Here is a 19,214-nt window from a genome sequence, read left to right as displayed (position 1 = left end):
ACCGGTCGATAATGTTTGGTGAGAACATGAGCGCAGTGCCATTGCGGAACAACAAGGCCGGTGTCGCGGAGATGCGCAGCGTCACCGTGCTCGGCGCCACCGGCTCGATCGGCGATTCGACCATGGACCTCGTGCGCGGCGCGCCGGAGCGCTACCGCGTCGAGGCGCTGACCGGCAACAGCAACGTCCAGGGCCTGGTGAAGCTGGCCCGAGAGTTCAACCCGCGCTTCGTGGCGGTGGCCGATCCGGCGGGCCTCGACGAGCTGCGCGACGCGCTGGCCGGCACCGGGATCGCATGCGGAGCAGGGGAGAGCGCCATCATCGAGGCGGCAGCCCGTCCCGCCGACTGGGTCATGGCCGCCGTCTCCGGCGCCGCCGGCCTCAAGCCGGCGCTCGCCGCAGTGGACCGCGGCGCGACCGTGGCGCTCGCCAACAAGGAATGCCTGGTCTGTGCCGGCGATTTCTTCATGGAGCGGGCCGCCCGGGCCGGCGCTTGCATCCTGCCGGCCGATTCGGAGCACAACGCGCTGTTCCAGGCGCTGTCCTCGGGCAATCGCGAGGAGCTGGTGCGGGTGATCATCACCGCCTCCGGCGGCCCGTTCCGCACCTGGGCGCCGGCCGATATCGAGCAGGCGACCTTGGCCCAGGCGCTGAAGCATCCGAACTGGAGCATGGGCCAGAAGATCACGATCGATTCGGCCTCGATGATGAACAAGGGCCTCGAGGTGATCGAGGCGTCCTACCTGTTCGCGCTGGCGCCAGACGAGATCGACGTGCTGGTGCATCCACAGTCGATCGTCCACGGCATGGTCGAGTTCTCGGACCGGTCAGTGGTGGCGCAGCTCGGCGCGCCGGACATGCGGATCCCGATCGCCCATTGCCTCGGCTGGCCGGAGCGCATCAAGGGTCCGTCGGCCCGACTCGATCTCGCCAAGATCGGCACGCTGACCTTCGAGGCCCCGGACTTCGAGCGGTTCCCCGGTCTGCGGCTGGCCTATGATTCGCTGCGCACCGGGCGCGGCGCGACGACGGTGTTCAATGCCGCCAACGAGGTCGCCGTCGCGGCCTTCATCGGCGGCCACATCCGCTTTGGTGCGATCGCCCGCCTGGTCGAGGCGACCCTCGAGAGCTGGACGCGTTCAGGTAATTTGGCACCTCTGACGTCCGCGGACGACGCCATCGCCATTGACCATGATGCGCGAAAAAGGGCCGCCGGCCTCTTGCCTCAAATCGCCGCAAAAGCATCTTAACGGGTTGGATGGGCCGCTGGCCCGTCGGGAAGGTCATCGATGTCCGAATTTTTCCACCATATCTTCAATACCTTGAGCCACGGCCTTCTCGGCTACATCGTCCCGTTCCTGTTCGTGCTGACGATCGTGGTGTTTTTCCACGAGCTCGGCCATTTCCTGATCGCGCGCTGGGCCGGCGTGAAGGTGTTGACGTTTTCGCTCGGATTTGGCCCAGAACTGATCGGTTTCAACGACCGACACAACACCCGCTGGAAGATCTCGGCGATCCCGCTCGGCGGCTACGTGAAGTTCTTCGGCGACGAATCCGAGGCCTCGACGCCGTCGGCCGAGGCGCTTGCGAAGATGACGGCCGAGGAGCGCGCCGACAGCTTCCACCACAAGACCGTCGGCCAGCGCGCCGCGATCGTCGCGGCCGGCCCGATCGCCAACTTCATCCTGGCGGTCATCATCTTCGCCGGCATGGCGCTGTATTTCGGCAAGCCGAACACGACCCCGCGGGTCGATGCGGTGCAGCCGGACAGCGTCGCGGCCGCCGCCGGCTTCAAGGACGGTGACGTCATTGCCGCCATCGACGGCCGGGCGATCGAGACCTTCGCCGACATGCAGCGCGTCGTCTCGGTCAGCGCCGGCACGGAATTGTCCTTCCTGGTCAAGCGGGACGGCACGGAACTCACCCTCAAGGCGACGCCAGCGCTCAAGGAGGTCAAGGACCTGTTCGGCAACAGCCACCGGATCGGCGTGCTCGGCATCCAGTACAACGCCAAGCCGGACGAATCGCGGTCGATCCCGGTCGGGTTCCTCGAATCGATCAAGATCGGCTTCGAGCAGGTCTGGTTCATCATCTCCACGACCTTCAAGTTCATCGCCTCGCTGTTCGCGGGTGCCGGGAGTGCCGGCGACGTCGGCGGTCCGATCCGAATCGCTCAACTCTCGGGACAGGCGGCCAGCCTCGGCTTCCAGTTCGTTGTGCAACTGTGCGCGACGCTGTCGGTCTCGATCGGGCTGCTGAACCTGTTCCCGGTTCCGCTGCTCGATGGCGGACACCTGTTGTTCTACGGGGTCGAGGCCGTCCGCGGCCGGCCGCTGTCGGAGCGGGCGCAGGAGATGGGGTTCCGAATCGGCCTCGGGCTGGTCCTCATGCTCATGGTCTTTGCAACCTATAACGATATCCTTCACCTCGCCGGGTCCTGAGCGCGGCTTTTTTACGACGTGGCCGTTAGGCAACGTTTTGAAACGAATTTGAAAATTCAGAGAGATCCGGCGTTTGCCGTCGGGTCCAAATTGGCTACAAGCGAACGACAAATGGGAATCTGTCGGGTTCGTAGGGGTACGGAACCGGCAACGGAATATAAGGGCGCGTAGCGCATGAAGTTCGGATTGCGGGTGCGGGGGGGCTTGGCGGCCGCCTTTATCATGTTCGCCGGACCGGTGGCTTTGCCGCTGGCGAGCGTGGTTCTTTCGTCGCCAGCTGCGGCGCAGACGGTCAACTCGATCGAAGTGGTCGGCAACCGCCGTGTCGAGCTGGAGACCATCCGCTCGTACTTCAAGCCGGGCCCCGGCGGGACGCTCGACGCCGGCCGGGTCGATGACGGCCTCAAGGCGCTGATCGAGACCGGCCTGTTCTCGGACGTGAAGATCAACCGCCAGGGTGGGCGGCTGATCGTGACCGTCGTCGAGAACCCGGTGATCGGCCGCGTCGCCTTCGAAGGCAACAAGAAGGTCAAGGACGAGCAGCTCCAGGCGGAAGTGCAGTCGAAGCCGCGCGGCACGCTCTCGCGCCCGATGGTGCAGTCCGACGCCCAGCGCATTGCGGAGATCTACCGCCGTTCGGGCCGTTACGACGTGCGCGTCACGCCGGAGATGATCGAGCAGCCGAACAACCGCGTCGACCTGATCTTCACGATCGAGGAAGGCGCCAAGACCGGCGTGAAGTCGATCGAGTTCGTCGGCAACAACGCCTTCTCGTCCTATCGCCTCAAGGACGTCATCAAGACCCGCGAGACCAACCTCCTGAGCTTCCTGGGCTCGGGCGACGTCTACGATCCGGACCGTGTCGAGGCCGATCGCGACCTGATTCGCCGCTTCTACCTGAAGAACGGTTATGCCGACGTGCAGGTCGTGGCCGCGCTCAGCGAGTACGATCCGGAGCGCAAGGGCTTCCTCGTGACCTTCAAGATCGAGGAAGGCCAGCAGTACCGGGTCGGTTCGGTCGACTTCCAGTCGTCGATCGCGACGCTCGACGGCAACACGCTGCGCGGCTATTCGCGCGTCAGCGTCGGCTCGCTCTATAATGTCGAGAACATCGAGAAATCGGTCGAGGAGATGCAGATCGAGGCCTCGCGGCGCGGCTACGCGTTCGCGGTGGTCCGCCCGCGCGGTGATCGCAACTTCGAGGCCCACACCGTGTCCGTCGTGTTCGCCATCGACGAGGGCCCGCGCACCTATATCGAGCGCATCAACATTCGCGGCAACACCCGCACCCGCGACTACGTCATTCGCCGCGAGTTCGACATCTCCGAGGGCGACGCCTACAACCGCGCCCTGGTGGACCGTGCCGAGCGCCGCCTGAAGAACCTCGACTTCTTCAAGGACGTAAAGATCGTCACCGAGCCGGGCTCGTCGAGCGACCGGGTGGTCCTGAACGTCAACCTCGAGGAGAAGTCGACCGGCGACTTCTCGATCTCCGGCGGCTATTCGACCACGGACGGCGCGCTGGCCGAGGTCTCGATCTCCGAGCGCAACTTCCTCGGCCGCGGCCTGTTCGCCAAGGCGTCGGTGACCTACGGCCAGTTCGCCCGCGGCTACTCGCTGTCGTTCGTCGAGCCCTATCTGCTCGACTACCGGGTTGCGCTGGGCCTGGACCTGTATCAGCGCCAGCAGCTCGCCAACAACTTCATCTCCTACGGCACCAAGACGCTCGGCTTCAGCCCGCGCCTCGGCTTCCAGCTGCGTGAAGACCTGTCGCTGCAGCTGCGCTACTCGATCTACCGCCAGGAGATCACGCTGCCGCAGACGCTCTCGAACTGTAACAACGGCGGTGGCGGCAGCCCATTGCCCTTCAATCCGACGCCGGCGTTCATCAACGCCAATCCGGGTAATGCACAAGCGCAAGCGATTTCTGCGGCAACCGGTGGTCTCGGGTGCTTCTCCGACGGCGAAGCTTCGCTGCCGGTTCGCCAGGAGCTGGCGGGGGGGGCAACGCTGACCTCGGCGCTCGGCTACACGCTGAACTACAACACGCTCGACAATACCAAGAACCCGACCGACGGCCTGCTGGTCGACTTCAAGCAGGACTTCGCGGGCGTTGGCGGCGACGTGTCGTACCTGAAGACCGCGTTCGATGCGAAGTACTTCACCCCGCTGGTGTCGGACATCGTCAGCATCGTCCATCTCCAGGGCGGCATCCTGAACAAGGTCGGCAACACGCAGTTGCGCATGCTCGATCACTTCCAGATGGGTCCGAACCTGGTTCGTGGTTTCGCTCCGAACGGCATCGGTCCGCGTGACATCAATCCGTTCGGTACCCAGGATGCGCTGGGCGGCACCAAGTACTGGGGCGCTTCGCTCGAATTGCAGATGCCGTTCTGGTTCCTGCCCAAGGAGACGGGCCTGAAGGGCGCTGTTTACGCCGATGCGGGCGGTCTGTGGGGGTATCAGGGGACGACGGGCTGGGCGCTGACAGGTGAAACCAACCAGGCTGGCTGCACCCCGCCTAAGCGTAATCCGAACAATGCCGGCACCTGCCTCGGCCTGCAGTTCAACGACCAGAATACGGTCCGGACCTCGGTCGGTGTGGGTCTGGTGTGGGCGTCGCCGTTCGGTCCGCTGCGCTTCGACTACGCGATCCCGCTCACCAAGGGCCAGTTCGACCGGACGCAGGAATTCCGGTTCGGCGGCGGTACCTCGTTCTGAGCCTGGGCCGATCGAATCCGGGTTGGCGTCGACCAACCCCGCCGGTGTAAGAGATGGGAGCTCGGTTCCGGGACACCGGAGCCGGGCTCTGACTTTTTGTCCTGAGAGTACGACTTGTCCCGAGAGTACGACGGAATGGCCCAGCCGACCTTCTTCCACTCGCCGCCGCCCACGACGCTGGCGGCGATCGCAGCCGCCGCCAAGGCCACCCTGGTCGACCCATCCCGCGGCGAGCAGGTGATCAAGGGACTGGCGTCGCTCGACGAGGCCGGCCCGATGCATCTGGCGTTCTTCGACAACCTCAAATACGCCGACCAGCTCGCCGGGACCAAAGCGGGCGCCTGCCTGGTCAGTCCGCGATTCGAGGCGCGCGTGCCGTCCCATGTCGCTGTGGTCAGGGCCAATCAGCCGTTCCGCGCCTTCGTGCAGCTTGCGCGCGAGTTCCATGCCGACGCACTGCGGCCGCAACCCTGGTTCGGCGACGATGGACTCTCGCCCCAAGCCATCATCGATCCCACTGCGCGGCTGGAGGACGGCGTCGTCGTCGAGCCGCTGGCGGTGATCGGCGCCCATGTCGAGATCGGCTCGGGCACGATCGTTGGTGCGGGTGCGGTGATCGGCCCCCACGTCAAGATCGGTCGCGACTGCAATGTCGGCGCCCGCACCGTCATTCAGTGTGCGCTGATCGGCAATGACGTCCTGATCCATCCCGGCTGCAGCATCGGCCAGGACGGCTACGGCTTCATCTTCTTCGGCGCGGATGGGCACACCAAGGTGCCGCAGACCGGGCGGGTGCTGATCCAGAACCACGTCGAGGTCGGCGCCGGCACGACGATCGATCGTGGCAGCCTGCGCGACACGGTCATCGGCGAGGGCACCAAGATCGACAACCAGGTGCAGATTGGCCACAATGTCACAATCGGGCGGCATTGCCTGCTGGCGGCCCAGATCGGGCTGGCAGGCAGCCTCACGATCGGCGACAACGTCGCGCTTGGAGCGAAAGTCGGTATCAACAATCACCTGACGATCGGCGATGGTGCCCAAGTGACCGCGATGAGCGGCGTCAAGGACGACATTCCGCCGAACGGCCGGTGGGGCGGCTTCTTCGCCAAGCCGACCAAGCAGTGGTTCCGCGAGATCGTCGCCGTGGAACGGCTGGTGCGCGATCAGACGGCGGCGAACAGGGACGAGGGGCGGGAGTGATGGACGAGTCACCCATCAGGTTTGCGGACATCGATATCAACGAGATTCTGAAGACGCTGCCGCACCGTAACCCGTTTCTCCTGATCGACCGCGTGAAGAACATCCGGGCCGACTACAGCGGCATCGGCGTCAAGAACGTCTCGTTCAACGAGCCGTGCTTCCAGGGCCATTTCCCGGAACGGCCGGTCTATCCGGGCGTGCTGATGATCGAGGGCATGGCGCAGACGGCGGGCGTGATCGGCATCAAGTCGGTCGAGGGCACGGAAAAGCCGCGCGCGGTGTATTTCCTCACCATCGACAAGTGCAAGTTCCGGAAGCCCGTGCTGCCCGGCCAGACCATCGAGTACCACATGCGCTCGATTGGCCGGCGCAAGACGATGTGGTGGTTCCACGGCGATGCCAAGGTCGACGGCGTCGTCGTCGCCGAGGCCGATGTCGGCGCGATGCTGACCGACTGACGGACTGGTAGAAAGTTGATTGCGTCGAAATGAGCAAGATTGATCCCACCGCACGCGTCGAGGATGGCGCCGTCATCGGTGAGGGCACCGTGATCGGTCCTTACTGCATCGTCGGCCCCAACGTCGTGATCGGGGCCAACTGCAAGCTGATCAGCCACGTCCAGATCATGGGCCACACCACGCTCGGCGATGACAACGTGATCTCGCCCTTTGTTGTGCTCGGCGGCGCGCCGCAGGATCTCAGCTATCGCGGCGAGCCGCATCGGCTCGAGATCGGCTCCGGCTGCACCTTCCGCGAAGGCGTGACGATGAACATCGGCACCACCAAGGGCGGCGGTCTCACCAAGGTCGGCAATGCCGGCTTCTTCATGAACAACGCCCATGTCGCCCACGATTGCGTGGTCGGCGACAACGTCATCTTCGCAACCTCGGCCACACTTGGCGGCCATGTCGAGGTCGGCGATTCCGTCTACATCGGCGGCCTGTCCGCGGTGCATCAGTTCACCCGCATCGGCCACGGCGTGATGGTCGGTGGCGTCTGCGGCGTACGCGGCGATATCATTCCGTATGGCCTCGCCAACGGCCAGTATGCCGCGCTCGAAGGTCTCAACGTCATTGGCATGAAGCGCCGCAAGTTCACCCGTGAGCGCCTCGCCACGGTGCGGGCGTTCTATCAGAAACTGTTCCACGGCCCCGGCGTGTTCGCCGAGCGGCTGGCGGCCGTGCGGCCAATGGCCGGCGAGGATCCCGCCATCGCCGAGATCCTCGCCTTCATCGATGGCGGCCGACATCGCGCCTTGTGCCTGCCCGAGATCGGCAGGCCGGCCATCGAGCCGTAGCGCCATGGCGCCCGCCGCCGACACCTCTCCGCCGATCGGCATGATCGCCGCGGGCGGGGTGCTGCCTTTCGCGGTCGCCGACGCCATCGTCGCGCGCGGCCAGACGCCGGTGCTGTTCGCCCTGAAGGGCATCTGCGATCCAAAGCCGCTGGCGCGCTTCCGGCATCACTGGATCGGCCTCGGGCAGCTCGGCAATGCCCTGAAGCTGCTGAAGGCCGAGGGCGTCCGCGATCTCATGTTCATCGGCAATCTCGTTCGTCCGGCCGTGTCGGAGATCCGCTTCGACTGGGGCACGCTGCGCGAGCTGCCCTACATCTGGTCCGCCTTTCGCGGCGGTGACGATCATCTGCTGTCCGGCGTCGGCCGCATCTTCGAGCGCCACGGCTTTCACATGATCGGCGTCAAGGACGTCGCCCCCAATCTGCTCGTGCCCGAAGGGCGGCTGACCCGGAGCGGGCCCACCGATCTGGTGACCGGAGACATCGCCAAAGGAATGTCCGTGCTCCGCGCCATGGCGCCGTTCGATGTCGGGCAGGCGGTGGTCGTGATCGACGGCCACGTCGTTGCGCTCGAGGATATCGAGGGCACCGACGGGCTGCTGGCCCGCGTGGCGCGGCTGCGTGCCGATCGCCGCATTCGTGCTGCCGCCGGGCGCGGCGTGCTGGTGAAGGCGCCCAAGGCCGGCCAGGATCTCCGCTACGACCTGCCGACCATCGGACCGCGCACCGTCGAGGGGCTTTCAGCCGCGGGTCTCGCCGGAGTCGCCGTGGCTGCCGCCTATACCCTGCTCGCCGATCCCCAGGAGACGGTGGCTGCCGCCGACCGGGCAGGCGTGTTCATCACGGGTGTCACGGCGTGACGTTCCGGCCTCCGGCAGGCCCGGCGATGCGCAGGATCTGCCTGGTCGCGACCGAAGAGTCCGGTGATCGCCTCGGCGCCAGCCTGATGAAGGTGCTGCGCCAGCGGCTCGGCGACGGCGTCGAGTTCTCCGGCGTCGGCGGTCGCGGCATGACACGCGAGGGGCTCGCCTCGCTGTTTCCGATCGAGGAGCTCTCGATCGTCGGTTTCGCGGCGGTGCTGAAGCAGCTGCCGAAGATCCTGCGCCTGATCCGCGGCACGGTGGACGCGATCGTTGCAGCTCAGCCCGACGTGCTCGTCATCATCGACAGCCCGGATTTCACCCAGCGGGTGGCGAAGAAGGTTCATGCCCGCGACGCCACGATTCCGATCGTGAACTACGTCGCCCCCACCGTGTGGGCGTGGCGGCCGGGCCGTGCCAGGGCGATGCGCGGCTATGTCGACCATGTGCTGGGGCTGCTGCCGTTCGAGCCGGAGGCGTTCCGCAGGCTCGGCGGCCCGCCTTGCACCTATGTCGGCCATCCCTTGATCGAGCAGCTTGCAACGCTCCGGCCGAATGCGGCTGAGCAGCAACGTCGCGACGGCAAGCCGCCGGTTCTTCTCGTGCTGCCCGGGAGCCGGCGCAGCGAGGTCGCCCGTCACATCGCCGTGTTCGGTGAGACGCTCGCGCGGTTGCGCGCGCAGGACGTCGCGTTCGAGGCCGTGGTGCCGACCACGCCACATCTCGAAGCCGCGGTCAGGGCAGGGGTGGCGAACTGGGAGGTCGCGCCGCAGATCGTCACCGCCGAGGCCGAGAAGCGGGCCGCTTTCAGGAGCGCCCATGCGGCGCTCGCCAAATCCGGCACGGTCACGCTGGAGCTCGCGATCTCCGGAGTGCCGATGGTCACGGCCTATCGCGTCGGCGAGGTCGAAGCCTTCATCTTGCGACGTCTCATCAAGGTCCAATCCGTCATCCTCGCCAATCTCGTGCTCGGCGACAACGTCATCCCGGAATTCCTGCAGGAAGCCTGCACCGCCGACAATCTCGCGCCCGTGCTGGCGGATCTGCTGAGCAACGGCCCGATCCGCGCGCGTCAGGTCGAGGCGTTCAATCGCCTCGACGCCATCATGTCGACCGGCGCATCGTCACCGAGCATGCGCGCCGCCGACATCGTGCTGGAGACGATGCGCGGGGGACGGCCAGGGAACTAATCAGGTCGAGTCCGAGCTACAGTCTAAGCGCCGCGAGAGGTGTAAAACGATGGTCGACCAAGACGATCTCCCCTGGGAGGGACAATGCGCCGATGCCGCGTACACGTTCGCATTGCGATGCGCGGAATTATCTGCGCGAAACCCTCACAGTTTGCCTGCGCCGCTGAACGAGATCATCGGCACCTTGATGACAGAGCTATGGGACCGGAATTTCAGCCAAACTGACATCCGTGTGGCCTTCGACGCAGCCGTGCGAGGTATGCCGCGTTACGCCGCGGGATCAGAGCGACGCAGCCCGACGTCCACAAGGTTGGCGACCGACGATTGGCGTGCCGCCGACGGATAGGCGATGAGTCCAGCGACTCGCCGACAGAACGCGCCGCGCGACGGTGGGCCTGCTGCCGCCTTGCGGCGACCGCTTTGCCCACCTACGGCGGCTTGCCGAGTCGCTCACTTCAACTGCTCCACAAGAAAGCTGGTCGTTCGTGTGAGCGCGTCCGTTGCCTTGGACACTTTTAACGGGCTGTCGCGGCTCAATCGGCAGTCGGCCTTTGTTCCGCGGCTCGAAGCTCTAAGAGTGCACCATTCGCACGAGGTCTTTTCCGAGCTGTTCCAAGCTCAGAAACAAATTTGAGGCTTCGGCCAAAAAAACGAAAAGGAATGCATGCACCAGATACATGCGGTTGCCGAGCGTAACGAGCATACGTTCGATGACGACGCGCGGATATGAAGGCCTGGTGAAAAGCACGACGAATGCTACGCCAAGGACCAGCGAGCCGATCACGTCGCTTGGATAGTGAAACGCAAAGGCGACCCTGGATAGCGCAACGACGACGGTCGCCCAAAGAAAGCAAAGCCATCCAGCCCATCTGTTCTCGATGAACACCACCGTCGCGAGGCCGAAGAACAACGTCGCGGTGTCGCTGGGAAACGAACTCTGGCGGTCCCAGCTCCAGGGTACGGCGACGGAGTTCACATGAAGCGCCGGGTCCAGGAGAGGACGCGTGTGGACAAAGACGTGAAACTGGAGCCAGACAGACAGCATCGTCGCCAAGCAGACTCCGAACAGTCCTGCCAGCATACGACTCCGGCGCTTTGCACAATCGTCCACGAACCACAGCGCGACAAGCGAGCCGAATATCGGAATTCCTCTGAACAGGGAATTGGTCGCAAGCTCATAGAGACCGGCATGCGTTCCGGCGAGCGCGTTTATTCCAAGCAACAGGTCCTGATCCAAATTGCCAGTCATCTCCTTAGCCAAGTCTAAATATAACTGCGGGACAGCCATCACTCGCAGACTGCGTCAATCGGCAGCAAGCAGAACATGCGATTTTGGTTAACCCTGCCGCCCGCGGCGTCGTCGTATGCCCGGTCCCCACATGATCATGTCTCCGGCATCAGCCCGAGACGGTCCTCGTCGAGAGGCTACGCCGTGGCGCCGTCCCCCCGTCTTGCTGATCGGTTCGCCGATCGACGGTTGGGACTGCCGCGTTGCCGATCTTTGCGACGCATCCCAAGCTTCGGCGCAAGAGCATCCAGCCGTAACGAAAAAGGCCCATCCAGCGTGCTGGACGGGCCTTTGGTGATTTGATGTCTCGCGGCGGGCGCGATCAGCCGCGCTTGTCCATCTCGACGTAGCTGCGCGTGGTCACGCCGGTGTAGAGCTGGCGCGGACGGCCGATCTTCTGTTGCGGATCCTCGATCATCTCGCTCCACTGGCTGATCCAGCCGACGGTGCGGGCGACCGCGAACAGCACGGTGAACATGGAGACCGGGAAGCCCATCGCCTTCAGCGTGATGCCCGAGTAGAAATCGACGTTCGGGTACAGCTTGCGGTCGATGAAGTACTGATCGCTGAGCGCGATCTTCTCCAGCTCCAGCGCGACCTTGAGCATCTGATCGTCGGCGTGGCCCGTCTCCTTGAGCACCGCGTGACACATCTTCTGCATGATCTTGGCGCGCGGATCGTAGTTCTTGTAGACGCGATGGCCGAAGCCCATCAGGCGCACGTCGCTGTTCTTGTCCTTCACCTTGGCGATGAATTCCGGAATCTTGTCGACGGTGCCGATCTCGGCCAGCATGTTCAGCGCAGCCTCGTTGGCGCCGCCATGCGCCGGGCCCCACAGGCAGGCGATGCCGGCGGCGATGCAGGCGAACGGGTTGGCGCCCGACGAGCCGGCGATGCGCACCGTGGAGGTCGAGGCGTTCTGCTCGTGATCGGCGTGCAGGATGAAGATCTTGTCGAGCGCGTCGGCGAGCACCGGGTTCGGCTTGTACTCCTCGCACGGCACGGCGAAGCACATGTTCAGGAAGTTCTCGGCGAAGGACAGCGAGTTCTTCGGATAAACGAAGGGCTGGCCGATGGTGTATTTGTAGGCCATCGCCGCCAGCGTCGGGATCTTCGCGATCATCCGCATCGACGCGATCATGCGCTGCTTCGGATCGTTGATGTCGGTGGAGTCGTGGTAGAACGCGGCGAGCGCGCCGACCGAAGCGACCATGACCGCCATCGGATGCGCGTCGCGGCGGAAGCCGTGGAAGAAGCGCGACATCTGCTCGTGCACCATCGTGTGGTGGGTCACGCGATAGTCGAAATCCTGCTTCTGGGCCTTGGTGGGGAGCTCCCCGTACAGCAGCAGATAGCAGGTCTCCAGGAAGTCGCCCTTCTCGGCGAGCTGCTCGATCGGATATCCGCGGTATTCGAGGACGCCGGCGTCGCCGTCGATATAGGTGATCTTGGACTGGCAGCTGCCGGTCGAGGTGAAGCCGGGGTCATAGGTGAACATCCCGGTCTGGGCGTAGAGCTTGCCGATGTCGATGACGTCGGGACCCACGGTGCCGCTCAGGATCGGAAGATCGAAATTCTTGTTGCCGACGGTGAGCGTCGCGGTCTTGCTTGCGGATTTTGCGTCCATCGTTTGTCCCCGATGAGATCGTTAGGCTTGGCCCTTGTTCTTTGTGAGAGATGGCAGGGCGGGTGGACTTTATCTAGTGCGGCGGCTTTGACATTCGCGTCACTGTCGCTGCCAACAGCTTAAGAAGGTCAAATCCGAAACCGTACTGGAATCTTATGCTTACTAGTGTCCTTCGGCCCAAACATCGCTCAACGAGCCCGCCGCAACGTGTGAAGAATGTCCGAGCCGGGAAAACCAGTGGGTGCCGCGCAAATGCGTATCGTATTGCCCTGTGCGCTGCAAGATGGGGGTCCATGAGACCTTATGAGGTGGTCTGGTCCTCCAGGCGGCCCAAGGATTCATCACGCCCCAGGATCGCCAGAACGTCGAAAATGCCGGGTGAGGTGGTTCGGCCGGTCAGCGCCGCGCGCAGCGGCTGCGCCACCGCGCCCAGCTTGAGATTGTTGGCCTCGGCAAACGCACGCAGCGCGGCTTCCGTGGCCGGTCCGCTCCAGGACTCGACAGCGGCCAGCGCCTCATGCAGCCGGCCGATCAAGGCGCGGCTGTCCGGCGTCAGCAGGGCGGCGGCCTTGGCGTCGATCGGAAGCGGCCGGTCGGCAAAGATGAAGGCGGCGCCGTCGATCAGCTCCAGCAAGGTCTTGGCGCGCTCCTTGAGGCTCGGCATCGCCAAAGTGAGCTGCGCCCGCGTGGCGTCGTTGAGCTTCGTCTTCAGCGCCGCGCCGTTCGGCACATAGTTCAGTACGTCCTCGAATTGCCGCACCAGCGCCGCATCGTCGCTGTGACGGATGTAGTGGCCGTTGAGGTTCTCGAGCTTGGCGAAATCGAAGCGCGCTGCCGAGCGGCCGATCGCCGGCAGGTCGAAAGCTTCGATCATCTCCTCGGTGGAGAAGATCTCCTGGTCGCCATGGCTCCAGCCGAGCCGTACCAGGTAATTGCGCAGCGCCGACGGCAGATATCCCATCGCGCGGTAAGCGTCGACGCCGAGCGCGCCGTGGCGCTTCGACAGCTTCGAGCCGTCGGGCCCGTGAATCAGCGGGATGTGCGACATCGACGGCACCGTCCAGCCGAGCGCATCGTAGATCTGCTTCTGGCGCGCGGCGTTGATCAGATGGTCGTCGCCGCGGATGATGTGGGTGACGCCCATGTCGTGGTCGTCGACGACCACCGCCAGCATGTAGGTCGGATTGCCATCGCCTCGCAGCAGCACGAGGTCGTCGAGGTTCTCGTTCTGCCAGACCACGCGGCCCTGCACCTGATCCTCGATCACGGTCTCGCCGGTCAGGGGCGCCCGCAGCCGGATCGTCGGCTTGACGCCTTCGGGCGCCTCCTTCGGATCGCGGTCGCGCCACAGCCCGTCATAGAGCCGGGTGCGCCCTTCCGCGCGCGCCTTCTCGCGCATTGCCGTCAGCTCCTCGGCGGTGGCATAGCAGCGATACGCCATGCCGCTGGCGAGCAGTTGCTCGGCGACCTCGCGATGGCGCGCGGCGCGGCTATATTGGTAGATGACCTCGCCGTCCCAACCGAGCTCGAGCCATTTCAGCCCGTCGAGGATGGCGTCGATCGCCGCCGTCGTCGAGCGCTCGCGGTCGGTGTCCTCGATTCTGAGCAGCATCTTGCCGCCGCGGCCCCGCGCATACAGCCAGTTGAACAGGGCCGTCCGGGCACCTCCGATGTGGAGAAAGCCGGTCGGAGAGGGGGCAAAGCGTGTGACGATCGGGGAGGTCATGGGCGGCAGCACGAAATCCAGGCAGGGGCTATGAAGGGCGGGGGGTGTATAGCAGGCCTATCGCATAACTAAAGCCTTCCTTGGGGGAGGCGGATTTGGCAGATAGGCTGCCAAATTCCGGAGCAGGATATTCTTGATGACCACGACGACAGACACGGCGGCGACGGCAGAGGCAGGGCGCGACTTCATCCGCGACATCGTCCAGGCCGATCTCGACAGCGGCAGGCACAAGACGGTCGTCACCCGGTTCCCCCCGGAGCCGAACGGCTATCTGCATATCGGCCATGCCAAGTCGATCGGTCTCAACTTCGGCATTGCCCAGGAGTTCGGCGGCCGCTGCAATCTGCGCTTCGACGACACCAATCCGACCAAGGAAGAGCAGGAATACATCGATTCCATCCAGGCTGACGTGCGCTGGCTCGGCTATGACTGGGGCGACAACCTGTTCTTCGCCTCGGACTATTTCGAGCGGCTCTACGACTGGGCCGAGGGCCTGATCAAGGCCGGGCTCGCTTATGTCGACGACCAGACGCAGGAGGAGATCCGGCTGTCGCGCGGCACGCTCACCGAGCCCGGCAGGAACAGCCCGTTCCGCGACCGCTCGGTCGAGGAGAATCTCGACCTGTTCCGGCGCATGAAGGCCGGCGAATTCCCAAACGGCGCGCGCGTGCTGCGCGCCAAGATCGACATGGCCGCCGGCAACATCAACCTGCGCGACCCCGTGCTGTACCGGATCCTGCACGCCCATCACCCGCGCACCGGCGACGCCTGGAAGATCTATCCGAGCTATGATTACGCGCACGGCCAGTCTGACGCGATCGAGGGCGTGACGCACTCGATCTGCACGCTCGAATTCGAGGATCACCGACCGCTCTACGACTGGTTCCTCGACAAGCTGCCGGTGCCGTCGCATCCGCACCAGTACGAGTTCGCGCGCCTCAACCTCACCTACACGCTGCTGTCCAAGCGCGTGCTGACGCGGCTGGTGCAGGACGGCCACGTCTCCGGCTGGAACGATCCGCGCATGCCGACGGTGGCGGGCCTCAAGCGGCGCGGCGTGCCGCCGGCTGCGGTGCGTGAGTTCATCAAGCGCATCGGCATCGCCAAGGCCAACAGCATCGTCGATGTCGGCATGCTCGAATTCTGCATCCGCGAGGAGCTAAACCGCACGGCACAGCGGCGCATGGCGGTGCTGCGGCCCTTGAAGGTGGTGATCGAGAACTATCCGGAAGGCCAGGTCGAGGAGCTGGAGGCGATCAACCATCCCGACGATCCCGCAGCCGGCACGCGCAAGATCTCCTTCGGCCGCGAGCTCTATATCGAGCAGGACGACTTCATGGAGAACCCGCCGAAGAAGTTCTTCCGCCTGTCGCCCGGCAACGAGGTGCGGCTGCGCTACGCCTATTTCATCAAGTGCCGCGAGGTCATCAAGGACGATGCCGGCGAGATCGTCGAGCTGCGCTGCACCTACGATCCCGCGACCAAGGGCGGCAACGCGCCGGACGGGCGCAAGGTCAAGGCGACGATGCACTGGCTGCCGGCCGCGCAGTCGCTGAAAGCCGAAATCCGCCTCTACAATCAGCTGTTCGCCAATCCGAGTCCGAACGCCGCCGACTTCACCGCCGATCTCAATCCGAACTCGCTGGAGGTCCTGACCGACGCGCGCATCGAGCCGGCGATCGCGGCGAGCAATTCGGATGCGCCGATGCAGTTCGAGCGCCAGGGCTACTTTGTGCGCGATCCGGACTCGACGCCCGACAAGCTCGTGTTCAATCGTACCATCGGCCTGCGCGACACGTTTGCGAAGGAGGTCGCCAAGGGCTGAGGCGAGCGGAAGCCGCGGGACGCTTGCAGCTCAGCTGATCGCGTCCTGGCCGGCGTTCGTCAGGGTCGGTACACCGTCGGTGAGCTCGACGAGCCCGCGCTCGGCGAGGAGCGAGAGGTCTTCCTCGGCGACTGGGGACAGCGTGAGCCGGTGGGCCTTGATGTCCCGGAGAGTCCAGCGGAGGTGGATCGCCCTCTCGAGCGCGAGATCGGCGAAGGGGTCGTCAATACCTTTAGCGTCCATACCCCAATAAGCGCGTGCGATGCGAAAAGTTCCAAGCCAGGTGCGCGTGCAGAAAGCCAGGATTCCCGTTTCGTTCTGCTAGGCGGCCTCGCGCAGCTTCCGATAGCCTTCCCGCCCGGTCGGGTCACGGGTGGTGTTGGCAATGGCGGAGCCGGTCAGGCCGCCAGCAGGACGTCCAGGAGGGCGGCGCGGGATCGCGGGCGTGATGGCCGACGTCTGGCCGCCGCGGGGCGCGCTGGCCGGCGGCTGGCCCGCGATCCGGCCCGGCGCGTCATCGGCGTTCGCCGCGCGCCTCAAGATCTGGGCGGCCGAGGAGGCCGGCGCGGGGCGGCTGCTGCCCTGGGTGCCGGTGGCATTCGGGGCCGGCATCGCGCTGTATTTCACCGCCGATCACGAGCCTGTGCTCTGGATCGCCGCCATCACGGCGGCGCTGCTCTGCCTCGTCGCCATCATGATGCGGCGGCATCGGCTGTTTCCGGCGGCCGTGATGATCGCGGCGGCGGCGTGCGGCTTTGCCACCGCGACCCTCAAGACCGCGCGGGTGGCGCATCCGGTGCTGGCGCGGCCGCTGTATTCGGTGGCGCTGTCCGGCTTCGTCGAGGCGCGCGACATCCGCGAGCGCAGCGACCGCATCGTGCTGCGCGTCACCGCGATGGAGAGCCCGCGCAACGCGATCACGCTGGCGCGGGTGCGGCTCGCGGTGCGCAAGGGCACGGCGCCCGAGGTCGGCAGCTTCGTGCAGCTCAAGGCGCGGCTGCTGCCGCCGATGGCCCCGGTGCGGCCGGGATCCTACGACTTCGCGCGCGACATGTTCTTCCAGGGCATCGGCGCCTCCGGCTTCGTGATGGGCGCGATCACGACGGCGCCGCCGCCGCAGGCCGCCGGCTTCGGCCTGGGCTATGCGGCGGCCATGCAGGGCCTGCGCGATGCGATCGATGCGCGCATCCGCGGCCGGCTGTCGGGTGACGAGCGGGCGATTGCCACCGCGCTGCTGACCGGCCGGCGCGACGCCATCACGCCCGATGTCAACGACGCGATGTTCATCTCCGGCCTCGGCCATGTGCTGTCGATCTCCGGCTATCACATGGCGGTCGTCGCCGGCGTCGTGTTCTTCGCCGTGCGCGCGCTGCTGGCGCTGATCCCCGGCCTTACCGTCAGCCTCCCGATCAAGAAATGGGCGGCGGCCGCGGCGCTGGTCGCGGCGGCGTTCTATCTGTTGCTCTCAGGCGCGGAGGTCGCGACCCAGAGGTCGTTCTTCATGACGGCCGTGGTGCTGATCGCGGTCATGGTCGACCGCCGCGCCGTCACTTTCCGCACGCTCGCGGTCGCGGCGATGATCGTGCTGATCGCAGCCCCCGAGGCGCTGGTGCATCCGAGCTTCCAGATGTCGTTCGCGGCAACGCTCGGCCTGGTCGCGCTGGTGCAGTTCGGCCTGCCCAGGCTGTTCGCGACGCCGGACAGCTCCACGACGCAGCGCGTCGCGCTGTGGGGCGGGCGCGAGCTTGCGATGCTGCTGCTGGCCTCGCTGATCGCGGGGCTCGCGACCACGCCCTATGCCGCCTTCCATTTCCATCGCGTGACGCCCTATGGCGTGCTCGCCAATCTCGCGGCGATGCCGGTGGTCTCGGCGCTGGTGATGCCGGCCGGCCTGATGGGCTTGCTGGCGGCGCCGTTCGGCCTGGATGGCGTCTGGTGGTCGCTGATGGGCCTCGGCATCGACTGGATGATCGCGGTGACGCGCTGGGTGGCGGCGCTGCCGGGCGCGGTCGGGCGCATCCCGGCCTTCGGCATCGGCCCGCTGATCCTGGCCAGCCTGGGCGTCATCCTGATCGGCCTGCTGCGCACACCGCTGCGCTGGTTGGGCGCCATGGGGCTTTTGGCCGCCACCGCCTGGGCGGCCGCGACGCCGCTGCCCGACGTCCTGGTCGCCGGCGATGGGCGCGCGGTGGCGGTGCGCGGCCGTGACGGACGCCTGCATGTGATGCGCGCCGGCAAGGATGTGTTCGCCACCAAGGAGTGGCTCGCGGCCGACGCCGATGCCCGGCTGCCGGCGGACGCCTCGCTCGCCGATGGCGTCTCCTGCGACGAGGCGGGCTGCGTGGTCGCGATGGCCGACGGCCGCTTCGCCGCCATGACCTTGCGCGCTGAGGCGCTCGCCGACGATTGCGCCCGTGTCGCGCTGATCGTCACCGCGCGCGCCGCGCCGTCATCCTGCGCGGCGGCCGTGATCGATCGCGAGCGGCTGCGGCAGCAGGGCGCCTTGTTGCTGGTGCAGCAGGGCATAGGCTTCGCCGTGACGCCGGCGCGTGCCGGCGGCACCGACCGCCCATGGTGGCCGGCACCCGCCGAGGCCGGCGCGTTCGACACGACGCTGACGCCGCGTGCGCCGGCCGCGCCGCTTCAGGACGCGACGCCGCCGGAGACCGAGCAGAGCGAGCAGGATTGAGTGCCGGGCAGCTCGAACGTGCCGAGATGATACTCGGTGTCGTCTGGTCCATCGAACAGCGATGGACCTTCGACCAGCGTGAACGCGGCGCCCGGATAGCGTTGCCAGATGGCGACGTCATCAGCCGTGACCGTCAGCCATCCGAACGCAAGCATGTAGCGGCCGGGCTCGGTGATCCGTCCGGCCTTGTTCCAATCGATCTTGTTGACCACGGCGGCAAGCTCCCCCGGCAAACAATGCCGGCCGAGGGATGTCGTTCCTATCCGATGCGATGCCGGACGTTCGCCCGAGAGGACTTTGCGCTTGCAGAACCCAAGTTGACCAAGTCTCCCACCGTCGAAAGCGCGC

Annotated in this window: 15 protein-coding genes; 10 read left to right on the top strand and 5 right to left on the bottom strand. The window is 65.7% G+C overall.

What is annotated here, in order from left to right; genetic code table 11:
• The first annotated feature begins 26 nt into the window (after positions 1 to 26).
• The 8 genes from dxr to lpxB all read left to right on the top strand — a co-directional run bounded on the left by dxr (position 27) and on the right by lpxB (position 9,711).
• Complete coding sequence (gene dxr / locus ACQR1X_RS17710) at positions 27 to 1,250, top strand: 1-deoxy-D-xylulose-5-phosphate reductoisomerase (RefSeq protein ID WP_434899286.1); 1,224 nt, start codon at positions 27 to 29, stop codon at positions 1,248 to 1,250.
• Between the two features lie 39 nt (positions 1,251 to 1,289).
• Positions 1,290 to 2,441, top strand: coding sequence for an RIP metalloprotease RseP (rseP, locus tag ACQR1X_RS17705; RefSeq protein ID WP_434846886.1), 1,152 nt, complete (start codon positions 1,290 to 1,292; stop codon positions 2,439 to 2,441).
• 174 nt (positions 2,442 to 2,615) lie between these two features.
• Positions 2,616 to 5,162 (top strand): outer membrane protein assembly factor BamA, encoded by a 2,547-nt coding sequence (gene bamA / locus ACQR1X_RS17700; RefSeq protein WP_434899285.1) that lies wholly within the window; start codon positions 2,616 to 2,618, stop codon positions 5,160 to 5,162.
• A gap of 135 nt (positions 5,163 to 5,297) precedes the next feature.
• Positions 5,298 to 6,365: a UDP-3-O-(3-hydroxymyristoyl)glucosamine N-acyltransferase gene (gene lpxD, locus ACQR1X_RS17695; protein ID WP_434899284.1), complete on the top strand. Its 1,068-nt coding sequence runs from the start codon at positions 5,298 to 5,300 to the stop codon at positions 6,363 to 6,365.
• On the top strand, positions 6,365 to 6,823 hold the full coding sequence (fabZ, locus tag ACQR1X_RS17690; protein ID WP_315799738.1) for a 3-hydroxyacyl-ACP dehydratase FabZ: 459 nt from the start codon (positions 6,365 to 6,367) through the stop codon (positions 6,821 to 6,823). The genes lpxD and fabZ overlap by 1 nt, the downstream gene beginning before the upstream one ends.
• A gap of 29 nt (positions 6,824 to 6,852) precedes the next feature.
• Entirely contained in the window at positions 6,853 to 7,662 is an 810-nt protein-coding gene (gene lpxA, locus ACQR1X_RS17685) for an acyl-ACP--UDP-N-acetylglucosamine O-acyltransferase (protein ID WP_434882415.1), read from the top strand.
• 4 nt (positions 7,663 to 7,666) lie between these two features.
• The gene (locus ACQR1X_RS17680; RefSeq protein ID WP_316181304.1) at positions 7,667 to 8,521 is read left to right on the top strand and encodes an LpxI family protein; all 855 of its coding nucleotides are present in this window, start codon (positions 7,667 to 7,669) and stop codon (positions 8,519 to 8,521) included.
• 26 nt (positions 8,522 to 8,547) lie between these two features.
• Complete coding sequence (gene lpxB, locus ACQR1X_RS17675) at positions 8,548 to 9,711, top strand: lipid-A-disaccharide synthase (RefSeq protein ID WP_434899283.1); 1,164 nt, start codon at positions 8,548 to 8,550, stop codon at positions 9,709 to 9,711.
• A 571-nt stretch (positions 9,712 to 10,282) separates the two neighbouring features.
• Here lpxB and ACQR1X_RS17670 read toward each other — a convergent pair.
• From ACQR1X_RS17670 to gltX, 3 genes are all read right to left on the bottom strand, one after another.
• Entirely contained in the window at positions 10,283 to 10,948 is a 666-nt protein-coding gene (locus ACQR1X_RS17670; protein ID WP_434893437.1) for a phosphatase PAP2 family protein, read from the bottom strand.
• Between the two features lie 373 nt (positions 10,949 to 11,321).
• A complete protein-coding gene (gltA, locus tag ACQR1X_RS17665) occupies positions 11,322 to 12,626 on the bottom strand; it encodes a citrate synthase (RefSeq protein WP_315799743.1) in 1,305 nt (434 codons plus the stop codon).
• A gap of 301 nt (positions 12,627 to 12,927) precedes the next feature.
• The gene (gene gltX / locus ACQR1X_RS17660; protein WP_434874397.1) at positions 12,928 to 14,352 is read right to left on the bottom strand and encodes a glutamate--tRNA ligase; all 1,425 of its coding nucleotides are present in this window, start codon (positions 14,350 to 14,352) and stop codon (positions 12,928 to 12,930) included.
• Between the two features lie 136 nt (positions 14,353 to 14,488).
• Here gltX and ACQR1X_RS17655 point away from each other — a divergent pair, with 136 nt between their 5' ends.
• Positions 14,489 to 16,177, top strand: coding sequence for a glutamine--tRNA ligase/YqeY domain fusion protein (locus tag ACQR1X_RS17655; RefSeq protein WP_434864014.1), 1,689 nt, complete (start codon positions 14,489 to 14,491; stop codon positions 16,175 to 16,177).
• Positions 16,178 to 16,207: 30 nt separating this feature from the next.
• On the opposite strand, the gene ACQR1X_RS17650 is transcribed toward ACQR1X_RS17655, so the two are convergent.
• The gene (locus ACQR1X_RS17650; RefSeq protein WP_315799746.1) at positions 16,208 to 16,420 is read right to left on the bottom strand and encodes a hypothetical protein; all 213 of its coding nucleotides are present in this window, start codon (positions 16,418 to 16,420) and stop codon (positions 16,208 to 16,210) included.
• Positions 16,421 to 16,562: 142 nt separating this feature from the next.
• On the opposite strand from ACQR1X_RS17650, the gene ACQR1X_RS17645 reads away from it, so the two are divergent.
• Positions 16,563 to 18,866, top strand: coding sequence for a ComEC/Rec2 family competence protein (locus ACQR1X_RS17645; protein ID WP_434899282.1), 2,304 nt, complete (start codon positions 16,563 to 16,565; stop codon positions 18,864 to 18,866).
• Here the strand turns inward: ACQR1X_RS17645 and ACQR1X_RS17640 are convergent.
• Positions 18,821 to 19,078, bottom strand: coding sequence for a hypothetical protein (locus ACQR1X_RS17640; protein WP_434899281.1), 258 nt, complete (start codon positions 19,076 to 19,078; stop codon positions 18,821 to 18,823). The genes ACQR1X_RS17645 and ACQR1X_RS17640 overlap by 46 nt on opposite strands.
• Positions 19,079 to 19,214: the final 136 nt, after the last annotated feature.

The sequence above is a fragment of the Bradyrhizobium sp. HKCCYLRH3073 genome, from assembly GCF_051167995.1.
Lineage (GTDB): Bacteria > Pseudomonadota > Alphaproteobacteria > Rhizobiales > Xanthobacteraceae > Bradyrhizobium.
Note: the sequence above shows the minus strand (reverse complement) of the source record. Positions and strands in the feature narration are given on the sequence as shown.

Excerpts from the sequence above, each read along its gene's own strand:
- ACQR1X_RS17655 (WP_434864014.1), top strand. The coding sequence starts at position 14,489 with ATGACCACGACGACAGACACGGCGGCGACGGCAGAGGCAGGGCGCGAC.
- rseP (WP_434846886.1), top strand. The coding sequence starts at position 1,290 with ATGTCCGAATTTTTCCACCATATCTTCAATACCTTGAGCCACGGCCTT.
- lpxB (WP_434899283.1), top strand. The coding sequence starts at position 8,548 with ATGCGCAGGATCTGCCTGGTCGCGACCGAAGAGTCCGGTGATCGCCTC.
- gltX (WP_434874397.1), bottom strand. The coding sequence starts at position 14,352 with ATGACCTCCCCGATCGTCACACGCTTTGCCCCCTCTCCGACCGGCTTT.
- ACQR1X_RS17645 (WP_434899282.1), top strand. The coding sequence starts at position 16,563 with ATGGCGGAGCCGGTCAGGCCGCCAGCAGGACGTCCAGGAGGGCGGCGC.
- ACQR1X_RS17680 (WP_316181304.1), top strand. The coding sequence starts at position 7,667 with ATGGCGCCCGCCGCCGACACCTCTCCGCCGATCGGCATGATCGCCGCG.
- dxr (WP_434899286.1), top strand. The coding sequence starts at position 27 with ATGAGCGCAGTGCCATTGCGGAACAACAAGGCCGGTGTCGCGGAGATG.
- ACQR1X_RS17650 (WP_315799746.1), bottom strand. The coding sequence starts at position 16,420 with ATGGACGCTAAAGGTATTGACGACCCCTTCGCCGATCTCGCGCTCGAG.
- lpxD (WP_434899284.1), top strand. The coding sequence starts at position 5,298 with ATGGCCCAGCCGACCTTCTTCCACTCGCCGCCGCCCACGACGCTGGCG.
- bamA (WP_434899285.1), top strand. The coding sequence starts at position 2,616 with ATGAAGTTCGGATTGCGGGTGCGGGGGGGCTTGGCGGCCGCCTTTATC.
- gltA (WP_315799743.1), bottom strand. The coding sequence starts at position 12,626 with ATGGACGCAAAATCCGCAAGCAAGACCGCGACGCTCACCGTCGGCAAC.
- fabZ (WP_315799738.1), top strand. The coding sequence starts at position 6,365 with ATGGACGAGTCACCCATCAGGTTTGCGGACATCGATATCAACGAGATT.
- lpxA (WP_434882415.1), top strand. The coding sequence starts at position 6,853 with ATGAGCAAGATTGATCCCACCGCACGCGTCGAGGATGGCGCCGTCATC.